Annotated in this window: 13 protein-coding genes and 1 tRNA gene; 8 read left to right on the forward strand and 6 right to left on the reverse strand. The window is 63.1% G+C overall.

Annotated features, from left to right (window positions below):
• Nucleotides 1-24 precede the first annotated feature (24 nt).
• The 5 genes from UP06_RS01390 to UP06_RS01410 all read right to left on the reverse strand — a co-directional run bounded on the left by UP06_RS01390 (nt 25) and on the right by UP06_RS01410 (nt 4,867).
• Nucleotides 25-100, reverse strand: a tRNA-Lys gene (locus UP06_RS01390).
• Nucleotides 101-267: 167 nt separating this feature from the next.
• On the reverse strand, nt 268-885 hold the full coding sequence (locus UP06_RS01395) for a Spy/CpxP family protein refolding chaperone (protein ID WP_044999888.1): 618 nt from the start codon (nt 883-885) through the stop codon (nt 268-270).
• 195 nt (nt 886-1,080) lie between these two features.
• Entirely contained in the window at nt 1,081-2,082 is a 1,002-nt protein-coding gene (locus tag UP06_RS01400; RefSeq protein ID WP_044999889.1) for a TRAP transporter substrate-binding protein, read from the reverse strand.
• Nucleotides 2,083-2,249: 167 nt separating this feature from the next.
• Nucleotides 2,250-3,812, reverse strand: coding sequence for a 2-isopropylmalate synthase (locus tag UP06_RS01405; RefSeq protein ID WP_044999890.1), 1,563 nt, complete (start codon nt 3,810-3,812; stop codon nt 2,250-2,252).
• Nucleotides 3,813-4,660: 848 nt separating this feature from the next.
• Complete coding sequence (locus UP06_RS01410; protein WP_044999933.1) at nt 4,661-4,867, reverse strand: hypothetical protein; 207 nt, start codon at nt 4,865-4,867, stop codon at nt 4,661-4,663.
• Nucleotides 4,868-5,245: 378 nt separating this feature from the next.
• Between UP06_RS01410 and UP06_RS01415 the strand changes: the two genes are divergently transcribed.
• From UP06_RS01415 to UP06_RS01450, 8 genes are all read left to right on the forward strand, one after another.
• Nucleotides 5,246-6,484, forward strand: a complete 1,239-nt coding sequence (locus UP06_RS01415) for an SMP-30/gluconolactonase/LRE family protein (RefSeq protein ID WP_044999891.1) — start codon at nt 5,246-5,248, stop codon at nt 6,482-6,484.
• A gap of 130 nt (nt 6,485-6,614) precedes the next feature.
• On the forward strand, nt 6,615-7,736 hold the full coding sequence (locus UP06_RS01420; protein ID WP_044999892.1) for a D-alanine--D-alanine ligase family protein: 1,122 nt from the start codon (nt 6,615-6,617) through the stop codon (nt 7,734-7,736).
• 291 nt (nt 7,737-8,027) lie between these two features.
• Entirely contained in the window at nt 8,028-9,272 is a 1,245-nt protein-coding gene (locus UP06_RS01425; protein ID WP_044999893.1) for an ABC transporter substrate-binding protein, read from the forward strand.
• A 90-nt stretch (nt 9,273-9,362) separates the two neighbouring features.
• A complete protein-coding gene (locus UP06_RS01430) occupies nt 9,363-10,238 on the forward strand; it encodes a branched-chain amino acid ABC transporter permease (RefSeq protein WP_044999894.1) in 876 nt (291 codons plus the stop codon).
• 1 nt (nt 10,239) lies between these two features.
• On the forward strand, nt 10,240-11,166 hold the full coding sequence (locus tag UP06_RS01435) for a branched-chain amino acid ABC transporter permease (protein ID WP_044999895.1): 927 nt from the start codon (nt 10,240-10,242) through the stop codon (nt 11,164-11,166).
• On the forward strand, nt 11,166-12,647 hold the full coding sequence (locus UP06_RS01440) for an ATP-binding cassette domain-containing protein (protein ID WP_044999896.1): 1,482 nt from the start codon (nt 11,166-11,168) through the stop codon (nt 12,645-12,647). Before UP06_RS01435 ends, UP06_RS01440 begins: the two co-directional genes overlap by 1 nt.
• A gap of 41 nt (nt 12,648-12,688) precedes the next feature.
• A complete protein-coding gene (locus tag UP06_RS01445; protein ID WP_044999897.1) occupies nt 12,689-13,927 on the forward strand; it encodes an ABC transporter substrate-binding protein in 1,239 nt (412 codons plus the stop codon).
• Between the two features lie 192 nt (nt 13,928-14,119).
• On the forward strand, nt 14,120-15,430 hold the full coding sequence (locus UP06_RS01450; RefSeq protein ID WP_044999898.1) for an ABC transporter substrate-binding protein: 1,311 nt from the start codon (nt 14,120-14,122) through the stop codon (nt 15,428-15,430).
• A gap of 283 nt (nt 15,431-15,713) precedes the next feature.
• Here UP06_RS01450 and UP06_RS01455 read toward each other — a convergent pair whose 3' ends face one another.
• Complete coding sequence (locus UP06_RS01455) at nt 15,714-16,712, reverse strand: IS5 family transposase (protein WP_044999899.1); 999 nt, start codon at nt 16,710-16,712, stop codon at nt 15,714-15,716.
• Nucleotides 16,713-16,764: the final 52 nt, after the last annotated feature.

Here is a 16,764-nt window from a genome sequence, read left to right on the forward strand (position 1 = left end):
AGGTCGCCAAGCCATTGAAAAGCTTGGTGGGCGCACCAGGGCTCGAACCTGGGACCCGCTGATTAAGAGTCAGCTGCTCTACCAACTGAGCTATGCGCCCGAAAGGCGGTCAATGCCTTGCGAGGCCGGTCGTTTAGCAAAGCGATCCGGGTATGGCAAGCGATGCGGCGCAGGTTTTCCAAGGGTTATTCCACAGGCCCAAAAATGCGAAAAGCCGCTGGATTCCAGCGGCTTCGCGAGGGTTAATCCCGGGGAATCCCGGATCGCTCAGAGCCGGCCTTCCCGGTCCGGGCCGCTATCGCGGTCGAAACGGTCGCCGCCGTTGAAGCGGTCCATGCCACGTTCCATCATGCGATCCATCCCACGCTCCATGAAGTGGCGGGGCGGGCCGTCTTCGCCGCCGCCGAACGGGCCGCGGTGGCGGGTCAGGAGGGCGAGGCGCCGCTTCTGGCCCTCGTCCAGGGTCTTGTAGAGGGGATCGGCGGCATCGGCGATCTTCTTCAGGGCCGCCGACGTCGCACCCATGTCCTCGGCGCGCTGGCGCAGCCGGGCGACCGGATCCTCCGGCTTGTCGGCATCCTTGTTGCCGTCCTTGGCGGCATCGCCGGGGCCGGCATTCATCCGCGCATTGGCGCGGTCGATGCGGAGCTTGGCGAAGTCGCGCACGGCGGTCTCGACCGGCGGCCACAGCTTCTCCTGGTCGGCGGTGAGCTTCAGCCCGGCATGGACCGCGGCGATCCGCGCGTCGACGAAGGCGGCGCGGTCTTCAGGGTTCATGCGGATGTGGCGGAAGTGCTCCATCCACGGGCGATGATATTGGGCATAGACCGCGCCCGAGCCGGCGATGCTGAGCGCGGCGATGGCGGCGACGGTGAACTTCCTCATAAGAACCTCCTCTGGAAGGATATCATGAAGATGAGGGTCGTTCGCCTCTCATGCAACTTACAACTTGGACAGGGAAGGCGTTCTTTCGCAGATGTAACGCACTTGAACGTCCGTTCAGCCGCAGTCTGACATCATTCGTAACAAAAAGAGCTTCCGTGCGGATCGCACGGAAGCTCGTTATTCATCGTTTGTTTATTAGTTGGTCGTGCTCTTGGATTCCTTCAGGAACTCGTCGATCAGCGGCTGGCCGACACGGCTTGCGGCGTCCTTGTAGACCGGCTCCATCGCCTTGCGCATCGCCTCGTCCTGCTCCGGCGTGAGCTTGATGATCTCGCTCTTGCCGCTCTTCTTGATCTCGGCGAAGGCGTCGTCGTTCTCCTTCTGCGACTGCGCGTTATTGAAGTCGGTCGCTTCCTTCATCGCCTTCGACAGCTGGTCGCGGATGTCGGCCGGCAGTTCGTCCCAGAACTTCTTGTTCACGATCACGACGTAGCCGATGTAGCCGTGATTGGTCTCGGTGATGTACTTCTGCACCTCGTGCATCTTCTGCGTATAGATGTTCGACCAGGTGTTCTCCTGGCCGTCGACCACGCCGGTCTGGAGCGCCTGGTAGACTTCGCCGAAGGCCATCACCTGCGGTAGCGAGCCTAGCGCCTTGAACTGCGCCTGGAGCACACGCGAGGACTGGATGCGGAACTTGACGCCCTGATAATCCGCGGGCGTGACCAGCTTCTTGTTCGCGCTCATCTGCTTGAAGCCGTTGTCCCAATAGGCAAGGCCGGTGATGCCCTTGGAGTCCAGCAGCTTGAGCAGCCGCAAGCCCAGCGGGCCTTCCGTCACCTTCCGCAGTGTCTTCAGGTCGGGAAGGATGTAGGGCAGATCGAACACCTCGAATTCACGGATGCCGAGCGGGCCGAATTTCGAGTTGGACGGCGCCAGCATCTGCACGCTGCCGAGCTGAAGCGCCTCGAGCTCTTCCTTGTCCTTGTAGAGCGACGAGTTCGGATAGACCTCGATCTTGACCTTGCCGCCGGTGTATTTCTCGGCGAGCTCCTTGAACTTCTCCGACGCCTTGCCCTTCGGCGTGTCGGTGGCGACCACATGGCTGAACTTGATGATGATCGGGTCGGCGTTGGCGGGGCCGGCAAGGCCGAGTGCCAGTGCAGCGACGGACGCCGCGATCGCGAAGGTGCGCATAATCTCTCCCTGTTGTTTTTGGGCTGCCCGGCGCGCGGGCGGCCTGTCCTCATGCCGGGCACATCCATACAGGCCGGCGCGCACGCGTGCTATTGGCCGTTAGCAGGGCAGCTATTCTCGGCGCCGTCATTCCGGGGAATCGAACCCGGAATGACGGGCTTTGAGCGTCAGCTTGCCGCCGCCGTCGTCACCGTATCGCGCTGGCGCTTCATGACGATCTTGTTGAGCGCGCCGAGATAGGCCTTTGCCGAGGCCACCAGTGTATCGGGATCCGCCGCGCGCGCCGTCATCGCACGTCCCTCATGCGAGAGCCGGACCGAGACTTCGGCCTGCGCGTCGGTGCCCTGGGTCACGGCGTGGACCTGATACAGGTCGAGCTTGGCCTCATGCGGCACCAGCGCCTTGATGCAGTTGAACACGGCATCCACCGGACCGTTGCCCTCGGCTTCCTCGATCTTGATCTGGCCGTCGACGTCCAGCTTCATGGTCGCGCGCTGCGGGCCATGGGTGCCGGCGATCACGGTCAGCGAGGTCAGCTTGATGCGGTCGTGCGACGCGGCCATCTCCTCGTCGACCAGCGCCTCGATGTCCTCATCGTAGATGTCCTTCTTGCGGTCGGCGAGCGCCTTCATCCGCGTGAACGCATCTTCCAGCTGGTTGGGGCCGAGCTTGTAGCCCATCTCCTCGAGCTTGTGCACGAAGGCATGGCGGCCGGAATGTTTTCCCAGCACCAGCGACGACTGCTTCAGGCCGACCATTTCGGGCCGCATGATCTCGTAGGTCGAGGCGTCCTTCAGCACGCCGTCCTGATGGATGCCGCTCTCATGCGCGAACGCGTTCCGGCCGACGATCGCCTTGTTGTACTGCACCGGGAACGAGGTCGCCGCCGACACCACCTTCGAGGCGCGGGTGAGCTGCGTGGTGTCGATCTTGTTCCAGAAGGGGAATTTATCGTTGCGCACGTTGATCGCCATCACGATCTCTTCGAGCGCGGCGTTGCCGGCGCGCTCGCCGATGCCGTTGATGGTGCATTCGACCTGGCGCGCGCCGCCGATGATGCCGGCCAGCGAATTCGCTACCGCCATGCCGAGGTCGTTATGGCAATGCACGGAGAACACGGCCTTGTCCGAGTTCGGCACGCGCTCGATCAGCGTCTTCATGAAGTGGGTGTATTCGTCGGGCGTGGTGTAGCCGACGGTGTCCGGAATGTTAACCGTGGTGGCACCGGCCTTGATCACGGCCTCGACGATGCGGCAGAGATAATCCATCTCGCTGCGGGTGCCGTCCTCGGCCGACCATTCGACGTCGTCGATCTGGTTGCGGGCGCGCGCGACCATGGCAACCGAGGTCTCGAGCACCTGCTCCGGGGTCTTGTTCAACTTCACCCGCATATGCAGCGGCGAGGTCGCGATCACGGTGTGGACGCGGCCGCGTTTTGCGAATTTCACCGCCTCGGCGCAGCGGTCGATATCGGCCGGGTGCGCGCGGGACAGGCCGGCGATGACGGCGTTCTTGGAGCGGCGGGCGATTTCGCTGACCGCCTGGAAGTCGCCTTCGGAGGTGATCGGGAAGCCGGCTTCGATGACGTCGACGCCCATATCGTCCAGCATCTCGGCGACCTCGAGCTTTTCCTCGAAGGTCATGGTGGCGCCGGGGCACTGCTCGCCGTCGCGCAGCGTGGTGTCGAAAATGATGACGCGGTCCTTATCGGACTTGTTCACGGGGGCCATTGTCGAATTCCTTTTGAGCTTTTGCGCCGTTTATTTGCTGGGCGCTTGAGGTGTGCGGTGATCTCGACCAACCCCTGAGCGCCCAGGCGCGTGCGCCCAGCCGGCCCTCAGGGGCAGCTAAGAAGGAGCTCGCCAATAAGGAGGGTGGGCAGGAACGCGGCCGGGATCGTGGCGGCGGCCAGAGCCACCTCCCCCGAAATCCCATCGATTTGGCCGCGAATCAGCATTGCCAGACCCTTTTGAGCCCTCAAATCCTCGGTCAAAACCGTTGACGGTTGGTTGCCGAGAGGCTCGATGGACCGTTTCTAGACGAGAAATGGGCGCAACTGCAACGCCAAAAGATGGTCAGAGGGGCTGACTTGGTTGCGGGTGGCGCCTCCAGCAGCGCGGCACGCGGCATATCAGCCCCGTCATCCTGAGGTGCGAGGCGTGCGATGCGAAGCAGCGCGCGAGGAGCCTCGAAGGATGAACCGCCGAGCTGCTTCAGCCGGGCCGCCGCCCTTCGAGGCTTGCTCTGCGGCTGCGCCGCAGGGCGCGCACCTCATGGCAGGCGGTACATACGAAAATCAGAATTTCGGTAAAGTGGAATATTTGACGTGCGTCGATTGACCCAGCGGTCGCGTGTTTTGCCCGATGGCAGCGCAAACGCTTGTAGCCCGCGCATGCCACACCCACCGCCGTCATCCCCGCGGAACCAAGCGGTTGTCGCTGGAGGTGCGAGCCTTGCGATGCAACAGCATCGCAAGGTGAAGCCTCGAAGGATGCGCGACAGGAGCTTGCGGCGCATCCTTCGAGGCGCGCAAGTGCGCGCACCTCAGGATGACGGTCGAGTTGTGGTGTCTATCAGACTACCCCGTGCGGCGGGAGCGGGCACGGCTCTCCCAGCGATCCAGCATCAGGCCAAGTTCGCCAGTGGCCGGAACCGGGGGCGGCATCTTGTTGATGGCCGTCACCTCGTTGGTATTGGCGGGCGGGGCGGCGACCCAATCCGGCTGCGCGTAGCCACGCCAGCGGCGGGCTTCCGCATGTCGTTTGCGGGAGATCAGATCGCGCATAAAATAGCCGGCCGCGAACGCGATCCCAAGCAACACAATCAAGATGACGACGCCCACACTCAACTCCGACCTTGGCCCAAACGGTTTTCTGCGCAGCAAAGCGTGCGAAATCAAGGCTTGAAAATGCCCGCAAGCCGAGTTGGTGAGATCTTTTTGTGACGAGCAAATAGTCGTTCACACCTGTGGAACCGACATACACAAGTTTCCAGCAGGAAACCGCTCGCCGTTTTGGACATTCCTGCGACGAATTTACGATATTCCACCGGCATCGCGCGCAAAGGATGCGAATCCAACCCTCGCAACCCATCGCGGACCGGACTAACCTTCGCACCGCTCGGCCGGATCAACCGGCTAGCCAACATGACCGGGAGGACGCGAATGACACGCCAGGAGGCTCGTGACCACGAGCAGCGTGACCAGGATGCTGCGCTTTCACGACGAACACTAGTCCAGGGGCTTGCGCTCGGGGCCGCGGCCACCATGGCCGGAACTGGCGCCGCGCTGGCCCAAACGGGACCTGCCGCGCCGCCGACCACGATCACCACCCCGCCGCGCGACTTCGGCCCCAACGGCGCGCCGACCACCTATTTCTGGGACCCTGACATCCTCGCGGTCGATCCGTCCTTCAACGATCTGGCGCAGCCCAACACCGCGATCAAGCGGCTCTACACCGGCGTGCTCTGGGCCGAAGGTCCGGCGTGGAGCGCGCAAGGAAGATATCTGTTGTGGAGCGACATTCCCAATAACCGGCAGATGCGCTGGAGCGAGGATGACGGCCGCGTCAGCGTGTTTCGTGCGCCCTCCAACAACTCCAACGGCAATTCGTTCGACTTCCAGGGCCGCCAGCTCTCCTGCGAACATCTGACCCGGCGGGTGACGCGCTACGAGCATGACGGCACTGCCATCGTGCTGTGCGACAATTACAACGGCAAGCGCCTGAACTCGCCGAACGACGTCGTCGCGCATCCCGACGGCAGCTACTGGTTCACCGATCCGCCCTATGGCGGGCAGCTCTATGAAGGCGAGCCCGACGCTGCGGGCGGACCGAGCAATGCGGGCGGCAAGCTCAATCCGCGGATCGGACAGCCGGCAGGCTTCACACCGGGCAAGCGCGAGCTGCCGACCAACTGCTATCGCATCGACCCCTCTGGCCGCGTCGACCTCGTCGTCACCGAGGATCAGGTGCCCGATCCGAACGGCCTGTGCTTCTCGCCCGATTTCAAGAAGCTCTATGTCGTCTCTACCGGCAAAGGCCCCGGCGACACTGGCCGCGGCGGCAATGGCGAGATCTTTGTGTTCGACGTCGGCAGCGACAACAAGCTCTCCAACCCCAAGAAGTTCAGCGACTGCGTGATCGACGGCGTGAAGTGCGGGCCTGACGGCGTGCGCTGCGACGTCAACGGCAATGTCTGGGCCTCCAGCAATGCCGGCCGCGCGGTCGGCTACAACGGCGTGACGACATGGTCGCCGGATGGCAAGCTGCTCGGCCGTATTCGCCTGCCGGAAGTGTGCGGCAACATCTGCTTCGGCGGCCCCAAGCGCAACCGCCTGTTCATGGCCGCGAGCCAGTCGCTCTACGCCGTGTACACGGCGACGCAAGGTGCGGGGCCGGGCTGACGCGCGCAAGCCGGACCACGACACGGCGCCGGCGTGCCTCGCCGGCGCCGGATTGTTTTAATGGTCTGCTCGATGCGTGAGCTGGGCGCAACAGAGGTGACTCGCGGACCGGGCGCGTGATAATTGAGCTATGGCTGACAAAATTCGCGTTGTTGTTCTCTATGGCGGCAGGTCCGGTGAGCATGAGGTCTCGCTGAAATCGGCTGCCTCCGTGCTCCATCATCTCGACCGCGAGCGCTTCGAGGTGATCCCGGTCTCGATCGACAAGGCCGGACGCTGGCAGTGGAACGATCTTCGTTCGATCGATCAGGCGCACGCGACGTCCTTGCCGATCCTGGCTGATGCACCCGAGATGCGGCTCGCGAGGGGCGCGAGCGGACGCGGCGTCCTCACGCCAATTTCCGCAGGAGTGGCCGATCCGATCGAGATCGATGTCGTCTTTCCGGTCATGCATGGGCCCCTTTGCGAGGACGGCGCCGTGCAGGGCCTGCTGGAATTGACCGACGTCGCCTATGTCGGATCAGGCGTCCTCGCCTCCGCCGTCGGCATGGACAAGGATATCGCGAAGCGGCTCGCCGAATTTGCCGGCATTCCGGTCGCGCCCTATCGCGTGCTCACCCGCAAGGCCTTCATTGGGGATCGCAGCTCATCTCTCGCCAAAGCGATCGAGGGCTTGACGCTCCCGGTCTTCGTCAAGCCGTGCAACATGGGCTCCAGCGTCGGCATTCACAAGGTGAAGGCGTGGGATGCGCTGGGACCGGCGCTTGACGATGCGTTTCGCTACGATGTGAAGGTGCTGATCGAACAGGGCATCGACGCGCGCGAAATCGAGGTCGCGGTGCTCGAGGGCGAGACGCCCTTCGTGAGTCTCGCCAGCGAGCTGAACCCCAACTCCCAACACGAGTTCTATTCCTACGAGGCAAAATATCTCGATCCCGATGGCGCCCGGGTTGATCTCCCGGCCAGGCTCGACGCCGCGCAGATGGAGCGCGTGCGGTCACTGGCGGCCCAGGTGTTTGCGGCGCTCGAATGCAGTGGCCTCGCGCGCGTCGACTTTTTCCTCGACCGGCAAACCGGCCAGTTCTATTTCAACGAGGTCAACACCCTGCCCGGCTTCACGTCGATCAGCATGTATCCGAAGATGATGGAGGCCTCCGGCGTGCCGTATGGAGAGCTGCTGACGCGCCTCGTCAACATGGCGCTGGATCGGCACCGGCAGCGCCAAGCCCTGGAACGGGGCTATTCAAGCTAGGCGATCTCCGGATCGAGGACAGAGCGACTGATCGTTGCTGCGAGCGCGTTGAATCGGCGTCGCTGTCATCAATAGCCGCTGGCTGTGTGCCTGCGATGCGCCCGCATGCCCGCCGACGAAATCTGCATGCCTGATTTTCCGGAATACCCAACGCTGCCTGCAATTTACGCAGCGCTAGACTTTAGTCCCCTCTCACAATCCTGAATGCGGTTTCACTTGCCGAGAATGCCATCGCCGTTATAGTCGCGCCCAATAGCTCATAAGAGGCTTATTAAAGGGAGAGAGAACAACATGAATAAAGCACTCTCTGGTGCATTGCGAATAGCACTGGGAACGGCCGCGGCCGGCGTACTGATGATGGCATCGGGCGCGGCATTTGCGGCGGATCCGATCAGGATCGGCGTGATCGCGGAAGCGCAGGCGATCGCCGGCGCATCGATCCCGCAGGCGGCGCAGCTCGCCGCCGACGAGATCAATGCCAATGGCGGCGTCGACGGCCGCAAGATCGAGATCATCGGCTACGACAACCACTCCTCCTCGGCAGACTCGGTGCGCGCGTTCCAGCGCGCGGTGAACGAGGACAAGGTTAACGCGGTCATCGCCAGCTATATCAGCGAAGTGGTGCTGGCGCTCGAGCCCTGGGCCTCGCGGCTGAAGACGCCGTTCGTTACGCCCGGTGCGGCCTCCAACGAGATCAGCAAGAGCGTCCACGCCGATTATGAGAAGAACAAGTACACCTTCCATGGCTACCTGACCTCGGCAGCACTTGCGCTCTCGGTCTGTGACGGCGCCAAAGATCTGCTCGTCGACAGGATGCACATGAAGACGGCCGTCATCATGAGCGAGGACGCCGCCTGGACCAAGCCGCTCGATGTCGGTTACGAGGAATGCCTGCCCAAGATCGGGCTGAAGGTGCTCGACCACATCCGCTTCTCGCCTGACACCACCGACTTCACGCCGATCTTCAACAAGATCGAGGGATCGAAGCCCGACGTGATCATCACCGGCATCTCCCATGTCGGCGTGCAGCCGACGGTGCAGTGGAAGAACCAGCAGGTGCCGATTCCGATGTTCGGCATCTCCTCGCAGGCCACCAACGAAACCTTCGGCAAGGACACCAATCAGGCGGCCGAGGGCGTGCTCTACCAGGGCGTCTCCGGCCCCGGCGTCGCGGTGACACCGAAGTCGGTGCCGTTCGCCGAAAACTTCAAGAAGAAGTTCGGCAATTATCCGTCCTATGCCGGCTACACCGCCTATGACGAGGTCTATTACATCGCCGACGCGGTGAAACGCGCCGGCTCGACCGACGCCGACAAGCTGGTCGATGCGTTGGAGAAGACCGACTGGGAAGGCACGATCGGCCGCGTCCAGTTCTACGGCAAGGACGATCCCTTCACCCACTCGATCAAATACGGCAAGGGCCTGATCACCGGGCTGATGCTGCAATGGCAGGACGGCAAGCAGAGCGCGGTCTGGCCCAAGGATGTCGCCAAGGTCGACATCAAGTTCCCGAGCTTCATCAAGCTCTCGAACTAGCAGGACACGCTCCCGGGACCACCTCCCGGGAGCTTCCACATGCGTCGTACGCAGAACCTTCCTCCAGCGAGACTTTCTGGCCAATCTGAGATGCGAGCTTTCCAGATTCTGATTGATGGCTTCGCCATCAGCGCCCTCTACGCCCTCGGTGCCACCGGCTTTACGTTGATCTTCGGTGTCTCCGGCGTCCTCAACCTCTCCCACGGTGCCATCATGGTGGCGGCAGCGGTGGCGGCCTGGGCCGCCGCCAGCATCTTCAATGTCGGCACCTATGCCGGCGCGCTGATCGGGGTCGCGGTCGCGCTCCTCGCCGCCTTTGCCACCTACTTCGCGGTGGTGAAGCCGATCCAGGACTCCCGGCGCATCCCCAATGAGGAGAAGGAGATCTTCGTCCTCACCGGCACGCTCTTGTGGGGCATCATGATCCAGGAGCTGATCGCCTATTTCTTCACCAACAACGCCAAGACCGTGCTGCCGATCGTCGAGGGCGTGGTCGACGTGCTCGGCGTCCGCACGCCGAAGAACGAGATCTTCACCGCGATCGTGTGCTGCCTCGTCATCGCGCTGCTGTGGCTGCTGGTGAATCGCACCCGCACCGGCAAGGCGGTGCTGGCGGCCTCGATGAACCCGCGCGGTGTGACGCTGCTCGGCCTCGAGCTGACCAACATCTACATCGTGGTGTGGGCGATCTACGGCATCCTCGCCGGCATTGCCGGTGTGCTGCTCGGCATGTTTCTGGGCGTCAGCTCCTACAGCGTCGGACCTCTGACCGCGAGCGCGTTCTCGATCGTGGTGCTAGGCGGCCTCGGCAGCGTCTCCGGCTCGCTGATCGCGGCCTTCGTGGTCGGCTATCTCGAGACGCTGACGGCCTACCTGGTCTCGCCGGCCTACCGCACCATTCCGGCGCTGCTGCTGCTCGTGTTCGTGATGTACATCCGGCCCCAGGGCCTTCTGGGGAGGCGCTGAGATGGCGAGCTTCTTTACGACGCGCCTGTTCTTCATCTCTCTTGCGCTGGTCGTGATCGCGTCGACCTTGCCGCTCTATGTCTCTGGCTACGTGCTGGGCCTGTTGACGGTCGCGTTCTATTTCGGCGTGTTCGCGATGGCCTGGGACCTGCTGTTCGGCTTCGCCGGCGAGGTCAATTTCGGCCCGACCTTCCTGATCGGTGTCGGCGCCTACACCGCCGGCATCCTCAATGCCCAGTTCGGCTGGTCGGTCTATCTCTGCATCGTGCTCGGCGCGCTCGCCTCCGTCGTCGCAGGCCTCGTGCTCGCGCTGCCGGCGCTGCGGGTGCGCGGGCCGTATTTCGGCCTGACCACGCTGGTCGCGGTCTTGATGCTGCAAAACTTCATCGTGGTGTTCGCAGACCTTACCGGCGGCGAGATCGGACTGACCATCCCCGACGTCATCTCGATTGACGCCGGCGTCAATTACTGGATCGCGCTCGGCTTCATGACGATCTCGGCGGCGATCCTCTACGGCCTGTCGCAATCCCCGGTTGGCCTCGTGCTGCAAGCAAGCGGCCAGGACCCGGTGCAGGCCGGCGCGCTCGGCTTCAACATCGTCAAGCACAAGCTTGCCGCCTTCATCGTCAGCGCGTTCTTCTCAGGCCTGTCCGGCGCGCTGCTGGTGTTCTACTTCGGCACCGCCTCGGTCGGCACCGTCGTCGACGTCGCGGTTGGCGTGAACGTCATCGTCTCGGCCGTGCTCGGCGGCCGGCGCACCGTGCTTGGGGCTGCGTTAGGGGCGATCTTCCTGATCGTCGCCGGCGAGTTCTTGCGGCCGACCGGCGAGCTCGCGACCTTCATCGTCTCGGCGGTCGCGCTGCTCGTCGTGCTGTTCTTCCCCGGCGGCTTCCTCGGAGCGGCCCTCTCGCGCGAGGCTCGCTCGTAATGGATCAGAGGCTTTCAAACCGACCCGTACTCGAAGTCCGCGGCCTGACAAAACGCTTCGGCGGATTGACGGCGGTGAAGAACCTCGGCTTCGAGGTCAACAGCGGCGAGATCTTTGGCCTGATCGGGCCGAACGGCTCAGGCAAGTCGACCGCGATGAAGAGCGTGATGGGCATCGAGCGCCCGACCGCCGGCGAGGTGATCTTCGAGGGCGAGAACGTCGCCGGCCTGCCCGCGCACAAGATCGCGCGCAAAGGCTTTGGCATGGTGTTCCAGCACTCGCGGCCGCTGAACCGGCAGACGGTGCTGGAGAACATCATGGCGGCGCTGCTGCCGGACAGCCTGTTCATGCTGTTCCCGGACAAGGCGCTGCTCGAGCGTGCCAAATGGATCGCCGACCGCGTGGGCTTGGGCTCCGTGATGAACCGCCGTCCACCGACGCTGCCGTTTGCCGATCTGCGCCGGCTCGAACTAGCCAAGGCTATCGCGCGTGATCCAAAAGTGGTGCTGGTGGACGAGCCCTTCGCCGGCCTGACGCGCGCCGAGGTCGACGTCTTCTCCGACCTGATCCGCAGCTTTCGCGATGACGGCCGCGCGGTGATGCTGGTCGACCACAACGTCAAGAGCGTCGCAGCGCTGGTCGATCGTGTGCTCGCAATGTATCTCGGCGAGGAGATCGTCACCGGCAAGGCCGAAGACGTCATGAAGAACGAGACGGTGCGCAGGGTCTATCTCGGCGGCGCGATCGAGACTCATGCGCGGCCCGAGAACAGCTTCAAGGACAAGGTGCCTCTGCTGCAAGTGGAGAATGTCAGCGTTCATTACGGCAAGGCGCAGGCGCTGGAGAACGTGTCGATCCACATCCACGAGGGCGAGTTCGTCTCGATCGTCGGGCTCAACGGCGCCGGTAAGACCACGCTGTTCAACACCATCTCCGGCTTCCTGCCCTATAGCGGCGAGATCTCGCGCGGCGGCGAAAAGCTGCGCGGCACGAGTCCAGCGAAGATCGCTCGCAGCGGCATCGTGCAGTGCCCGGAATCGCGCGAGCTGTTCGGCGAGATGAGCGTGCGAGAAAATCTCGATCTCGGCGGACAACATTTGACCGACGATAAGCGCGCAGCGCAGCTCGCCTGGCTGTTCGAGCTGTTTCCGATCCTGAAAGAGCGGCAGGGCCAAATGGCACAGACGCTCTCCGGCGGCGAGCAGCAGATGCTCGCAATCGGCCGCGCGCTGATGATGCAGCCGCAGATCCTGATCCTGGACGAGCCGACGCTGGGGCTTGCCCCCGTCATCCTCGAGCTCCTGTCCAAGGCGCTCACGAGGCTGCGGCAGACCACGTCGATCACGGTGCTGCTCGGCGAGCAGAACGTCACCTTCGCGCTGCCGCATGCCGACCGCGTCTATGTGCTCGAACATGCCCGGATCGTCTGGGAGGGCGATCCCGGACGCTTCGCCGCCGAGGCCGGCGCCGATTTTCTCTAGTTCGCGCGTATCAATAACAAAACAAGGAAAAGGAAACGACCATGCGACCACAAACGATTTTGAGCAGCAGCTTCCTCACCTCCGCGCTGGCGCTGTGCCTCGCAGCTCCCGCCTACGCGCAGTCGAACGATCCGATCAAGATCGGAATCATCGCCGAGGTGCAGTCGATCGCGGGTGCGGCGACGCCGGGTGGCGCGCAGATCGCTGCCGACGAGATCAATGCCAAGGGCGGCATCCTCGGCCGCAAGGTCGAGATCGTCACCTATGACAACAAGAGCTCATCGGCGGACTCGGTGCGCGCGTTCCAGCGCGCGGTGAGTGAGGACAAAGTCTCTGCCGTGATCGCGAGCTATATCAGCGAGGTCGTACTGGCGCTCGAGCCTTGGGCCGCGCGTCTCAAGATGCCACTGATCACACCAGGTGCCGCCTCGAACGAGATCACCAAGGCAATCCACAACGACTACGAGAAGAACAAGTACACGTTCCACGGCTATCTGACCTCGGCCGCCCAAGCCCAGATCGTCTGCGACGCGGCCAAGGATCTGCTTGTCGACAAGATGCACATGAAGACCGTCGCGATCATGAGCGAGGACGCCGCCTGGACCAAGCCGCTCGACATCGGCTACGAGGCCTGCCTGCCCAAAGCCGGCCTGAAGGTCGTCGAGCATGTGCGCTTCTCGCCTGATACCACCGACTTCACGCCGATCTTCAACAACATGGAGGCTAAGAAGCCCGACGTGATCGTCACCGGCATCTCGCATGTCGGCGTGCAGCCGACGGTGCAGTGGAAGAACCAGCAGGTACCGATCCCCATGTTCGGCATCAGCGCGCAGGCGCTGAGCCCGACCTTCTGGAAGGACACCAATGGCGCCGCCGACGGCGTGCCCTCGCTGGCAGTAGCAACGCCTGACGTCGCCGTGACCTCGAAGACGAAGCCGTTCGCGGCGGCCTTCGCAGCCAAGTTCGGCATGCCGCCTGCCTATACCGGCTACACCGCCTATGACGAGGTCTACATCATCACCGACGCCATCAAGCGCGCCGGCTCGACCGATCCCGACAAGATGGTCGCCGAGATGGAGAAGACCAACTTCGAAGGCACGATCGGCCAGATCCAGTTCTACGGCAAGGATGACGAGTTCACCCACGGCATCAAGTCCGGCCCCGGCACCGTGACCGGCCTGGTCTTCCAGTGGCAGGACTCCAAGCAGGTCGTGGTCTGGCCCGAGAAGATCGCGGAAGGCAAGCTGAAGTTTCCGAACTTCGTGAAGCTGTCGCAGTAATCAGCTTACGCCGACATCAAGCCCATCGCTCTCCTTGCGGAGCGGTGGGCTTTTCGTTGTCTTTCGCAGATGCGTTGTGACCCGCGGCCGGCGCGTATCGACCTTGGGCGATGTTGACTTTCCGCCTTCCCGCTCCCCATACTTCGTAAAAAAATAACAACCAATCATAAGACGGTTTTGAGGGAGGATAGGATGCCCACTTCACGCAGGCAGCTGCTGAAGAGCTCGGCGGCTGCCGCCGCTGCACTCAGCCTTGATTGGACCCGGGCACAGGCCCAAGCCGAGACGATGCGTATCGGCGTGATCTACGATCTCACAGGCCCGTTTGCCGCCGGCGGCTCGGTCGCCTCATCCGTCGGAACGCAGATCGCGATGGATCTCGTCAACGAGAAGGGCGGCATCGGTGGCAAATACAAGGTGGCGCCCGTCGCCGCCGACTCCCAGAGCAAGGCCGACGTCGCGATCAACGAGGCCGAGCGCCTGATCAGCCAGGAGAAGGTCGACATCATCGAAGGTGTGTTCTCCAGCGCGCATGCGGTGCCGATGGCCGCGAAAGTCGAGCAGCAGAAGAAGATCCTCTGGATCACGACCGCGGTCTCGACCGCCGTGTTCAAGGACAAGAACCTGCAATATGTGTTTCGCGCGCAGATCCACTCCGACCAGTATGGCCAGGCCTTCGCCGGCTTCATCGCCGAGCATGCGAAGACAAAACTCGGCATGGAGCCGGGCGAGGTGAAGGTCGCGCTGATCCACGAGGACGGCCCCTATGGCGTTGGCGTTGCGGCTGCCGACGAGGCCTATGCCAAGCAAGCCGGCATCCAGATCGCCCTGCGCGAGGGCTATTCGGCCTCCGCGCCTGATCTCTCGGTGCTCGTCACCAAGCTCAAGCGCGCCAAGGTCGATGTGATCTCGCATGCCGGCTACAATCCCGACATCACGCTTTTCCTGCGCCAGGCGCGCGAGAGCGGCCTGCGCTTCAAGATGCTGTTCGGAGCCGGCGCCGGCTACAGCCAACTCGACAAGCTGCGCGCGACCTTCGGACCCGACATCGACAATTTCTGCAACATCGATCCCGTGCCCGCGCAATTGCTCGATCCGGCGAAGCTTGCGCCGGGCATCGGCGATCTGACCAAAACCATGGTCACGCGCTACCAGGCCAAGACCGGCGCCACTGACGTGCCGCCGCACTGCTCGATGGGTTTCAACCAGACCTGGTTGCTGCTCAACAACGTGCTACCGGTCGCCAAGGAGAAATACGGCAGCTTCGAGCCCGAGGCGATCCGCAAAGCAGCGCTCGACGTCGACATCCCCGCCGGCGGTACCATCCAGGGCTATGGCGTCAAATTCTTCCCGCCGGGCACGCCGCTCTCCGGCCAGAACGAACGCTCGACGCCGGTGGTGATGCAGAACGCCGGCGAGCACATCTCGGTGGTGTGGCCGACGAACATCAGGACACAGGACCCGGTATTTCCGCTGCCGAAGGGTTCGACTTACGGGGTGTGAGAAGGCCGCACGGGTGGTCTCTTCCCCTCTCCCCTTGTGGGAGAGGGTGGCTCGCCGCGTAGCGGCGAGACGGGTGAGGGGTCGTCTCCGCGAGCGAACCTCTCACATCTGAATTCGCGGAGAGAAACCCCTCATCCGGCGCTTCGCGCCACCTTCTCCCGCAGGGAGGGCTTTGCACAGAGGGGCGAGCGGGCGCTTGAGGTGCGTCGCGGGCTTTTTTGATGTCAGCCCGCTACAGTGAGCGGCATTTTGCTCATTTCATCCCCTGTTGTCCTCTGTTTTTTCATGCGGAGACGGACTCCTGGCGTTGTGCGGCCAATGCGCCGGCCGCACGCCGTAGGTTGTAGGCGCAGCAGGCCAGCACGATGTGCACCTGATTGCGCTCGAAGTTGAAGAAGCGCATCCGCCGGAGACCATAATGCTCCTTGAACACGGCGTACGGACGCTCGACGGCGGCGCGCACCTTGGCGATTAGTTTGTTGCGCAGCTTCTGCCGCGGCGGCAGTTCGGGATGATGCTTGTTGGGCCGATGCATCAGGCGGTCCTTGATGCCAGCTTCTTTAAGACGCGCGTGCCGGGCATGCGTGTAGTAGGCCTGATCGCCATAGACCGCGGCCTCATCGCCGCAGAACAGACGATCCGCTGGCTCGGTATCGGTGATTGAGGCGTCCGTCACATGGACGCGACGAATGAGGGTGTGACCTGCATCCACGCCCGTGTGGATTTTATAGCCGAACACGCTCTTTTTGCCTTTCCGGCCCCAGCGAGCATCGCGATCCGCAGATGGTTTGGGTGGCGTATCCTCGCCATCCTTGCGTGCCTTGCGGGGCGGAGTGGCTCGTGCCGCGATTAACGAGGCGTCGACCAGCGTTCCCTGCTTGAGGATCAGCTTCTTGGCCTCCAACTGCCGATTGATCTCAGTGAAGATCTTCTCGATCAGACCGTCCTTGGCGAGTTCCTGCCGAAACCGCCACAATGTCGTGTGATCCGGGGTCTGATCGTGCAGGCTCAGACCAACAAAGCGGCGGAACGACAACCGGTCTGCAATGGCCGCTTCCAGCGCGGGATCAGACAGATTGTGCCAGATCCCGGCGAGCAAGCAGCGAAGCAAGACTTCCGCCGGATAGCTGCTGTTGCCGGCACCATCGCCGCCCCGCTTGCCAAGCAGCGAGCGCAGCGGCGCCCAATCCACAACAGCCTCCACCTCATCCAGGATGCTGCTTCGCGGTGCCCGAACCAGGCCATCCGCCAAGCTCATCTGACCGACATTGCGCTCAACCATGGCTCCCCTCGCTAGAATCAGCCATGATTCAAAGAATCACGTGCAGCCGATT

This window comes from Bradyrhizobium sp. LTSP857 (assembly GCF_000938285.1).
GTDB lineage: Bacteria > Pseudomonadota > Alphaproteobacteria > Rhizobiales > Xanthobacteraceae > Bradyrhizobium.

Excerpts from the sequence above, each read along its gene's own strand:
- UP06_RS01455 (WP_044999899.1), bottom strand. The coding sequence starts at position 16,712 with ATGGTTGAGCGCAATGTCGGTCAGATGAGCTTGGCGGATGGCCTGGTT.
- UP06_RS01430 (WP_044999894.1), top strand. The coding sequence starts at position 9,363 with ATGCGAGCTTTCCAGATTCTGATTGATGGCTTCGCCATCAGCGCCCTC.
- UP06_RS01435 (WP_044999895.1), top strand. The coding sequence starts at position 10,240 with ATGGCGAGCTTCTTTACGACGCGCCTGTTCTTCATCTCTCTTGCGCTG.
- UP06_RS01405 (WP_044999890.1), bottom strand. The coding sequence starts at position 3,812 with ATGGCCCCCGTGAACAAGTCCGATAAGGACCGCGTCATCATTTTCGAC.
- UP06_RS01415 (WP_044999891.1), top strand. The coding sequence starts at position 5,246 with ATGACACGCCAGGAGGCTCGTGACCACGAGCAGCGTGACCAGGATGCT.
- UP06_RS01400 (WP_044999889.1), bottom strand. The coding sequence starts at position 2,082 with ATGCGCACCTTCGCGATCGCGGCGTCCGTCGCTGCACTGGCACTCGGC.
- UP06_RS01420 (WP_044999892.1), top strand. The coding sequence starts at position 6,615 with ATGGCTGACAAAATTCGCGTTGTTGTTCTCTATGGCGGCAGGTCCGGT.
- UP06_RS01410 (WP_044999933.1), bottom strand. The coding sequence starts at position 4,867 with ATGCGCGATCTGATCTCCCGCAAACGACATGCGGAAGCCCGCCGCTGG.
- UP06_RS01450 (WP_044999898.1), top strand. The coding sequence starts at position 14,120 with ATGCCCACTTCACGCAGGCAGCTGCTGAAGAGCTCGGCGGCTGCCGCC.
- UP06_RS01395 (WP_044999888.1), bottom strand. The coding sequence starts at position 885 with ATGAGGAAGTTCACCGTCGCCGCCATCGCCGCGCTCAGCATCGCCGGC.
- UP06_RS01445 (WP_044999897.1), top strand. The coding sequence starts at position 12,689 with ATGCGACCACAAACGATTTTGAGCAGCAGCTTCCTCACCTCCGCGCTG.
- UP06_RS01440 (WP_044999896.1), top strand. The coding sequence starts at position 11,166 with ATGGATCAGAGGCTTTCAAACCGACCCGTACTCGAAGTCCGCGGCCTG.
- UP06_RS01425 (WP_044999893.1), top strand. The coding sequence starts at position 8,028 with ATGAATAAAGCACTCTCTGGTGCATTGCGAATAGCACTGGGAACGGCC.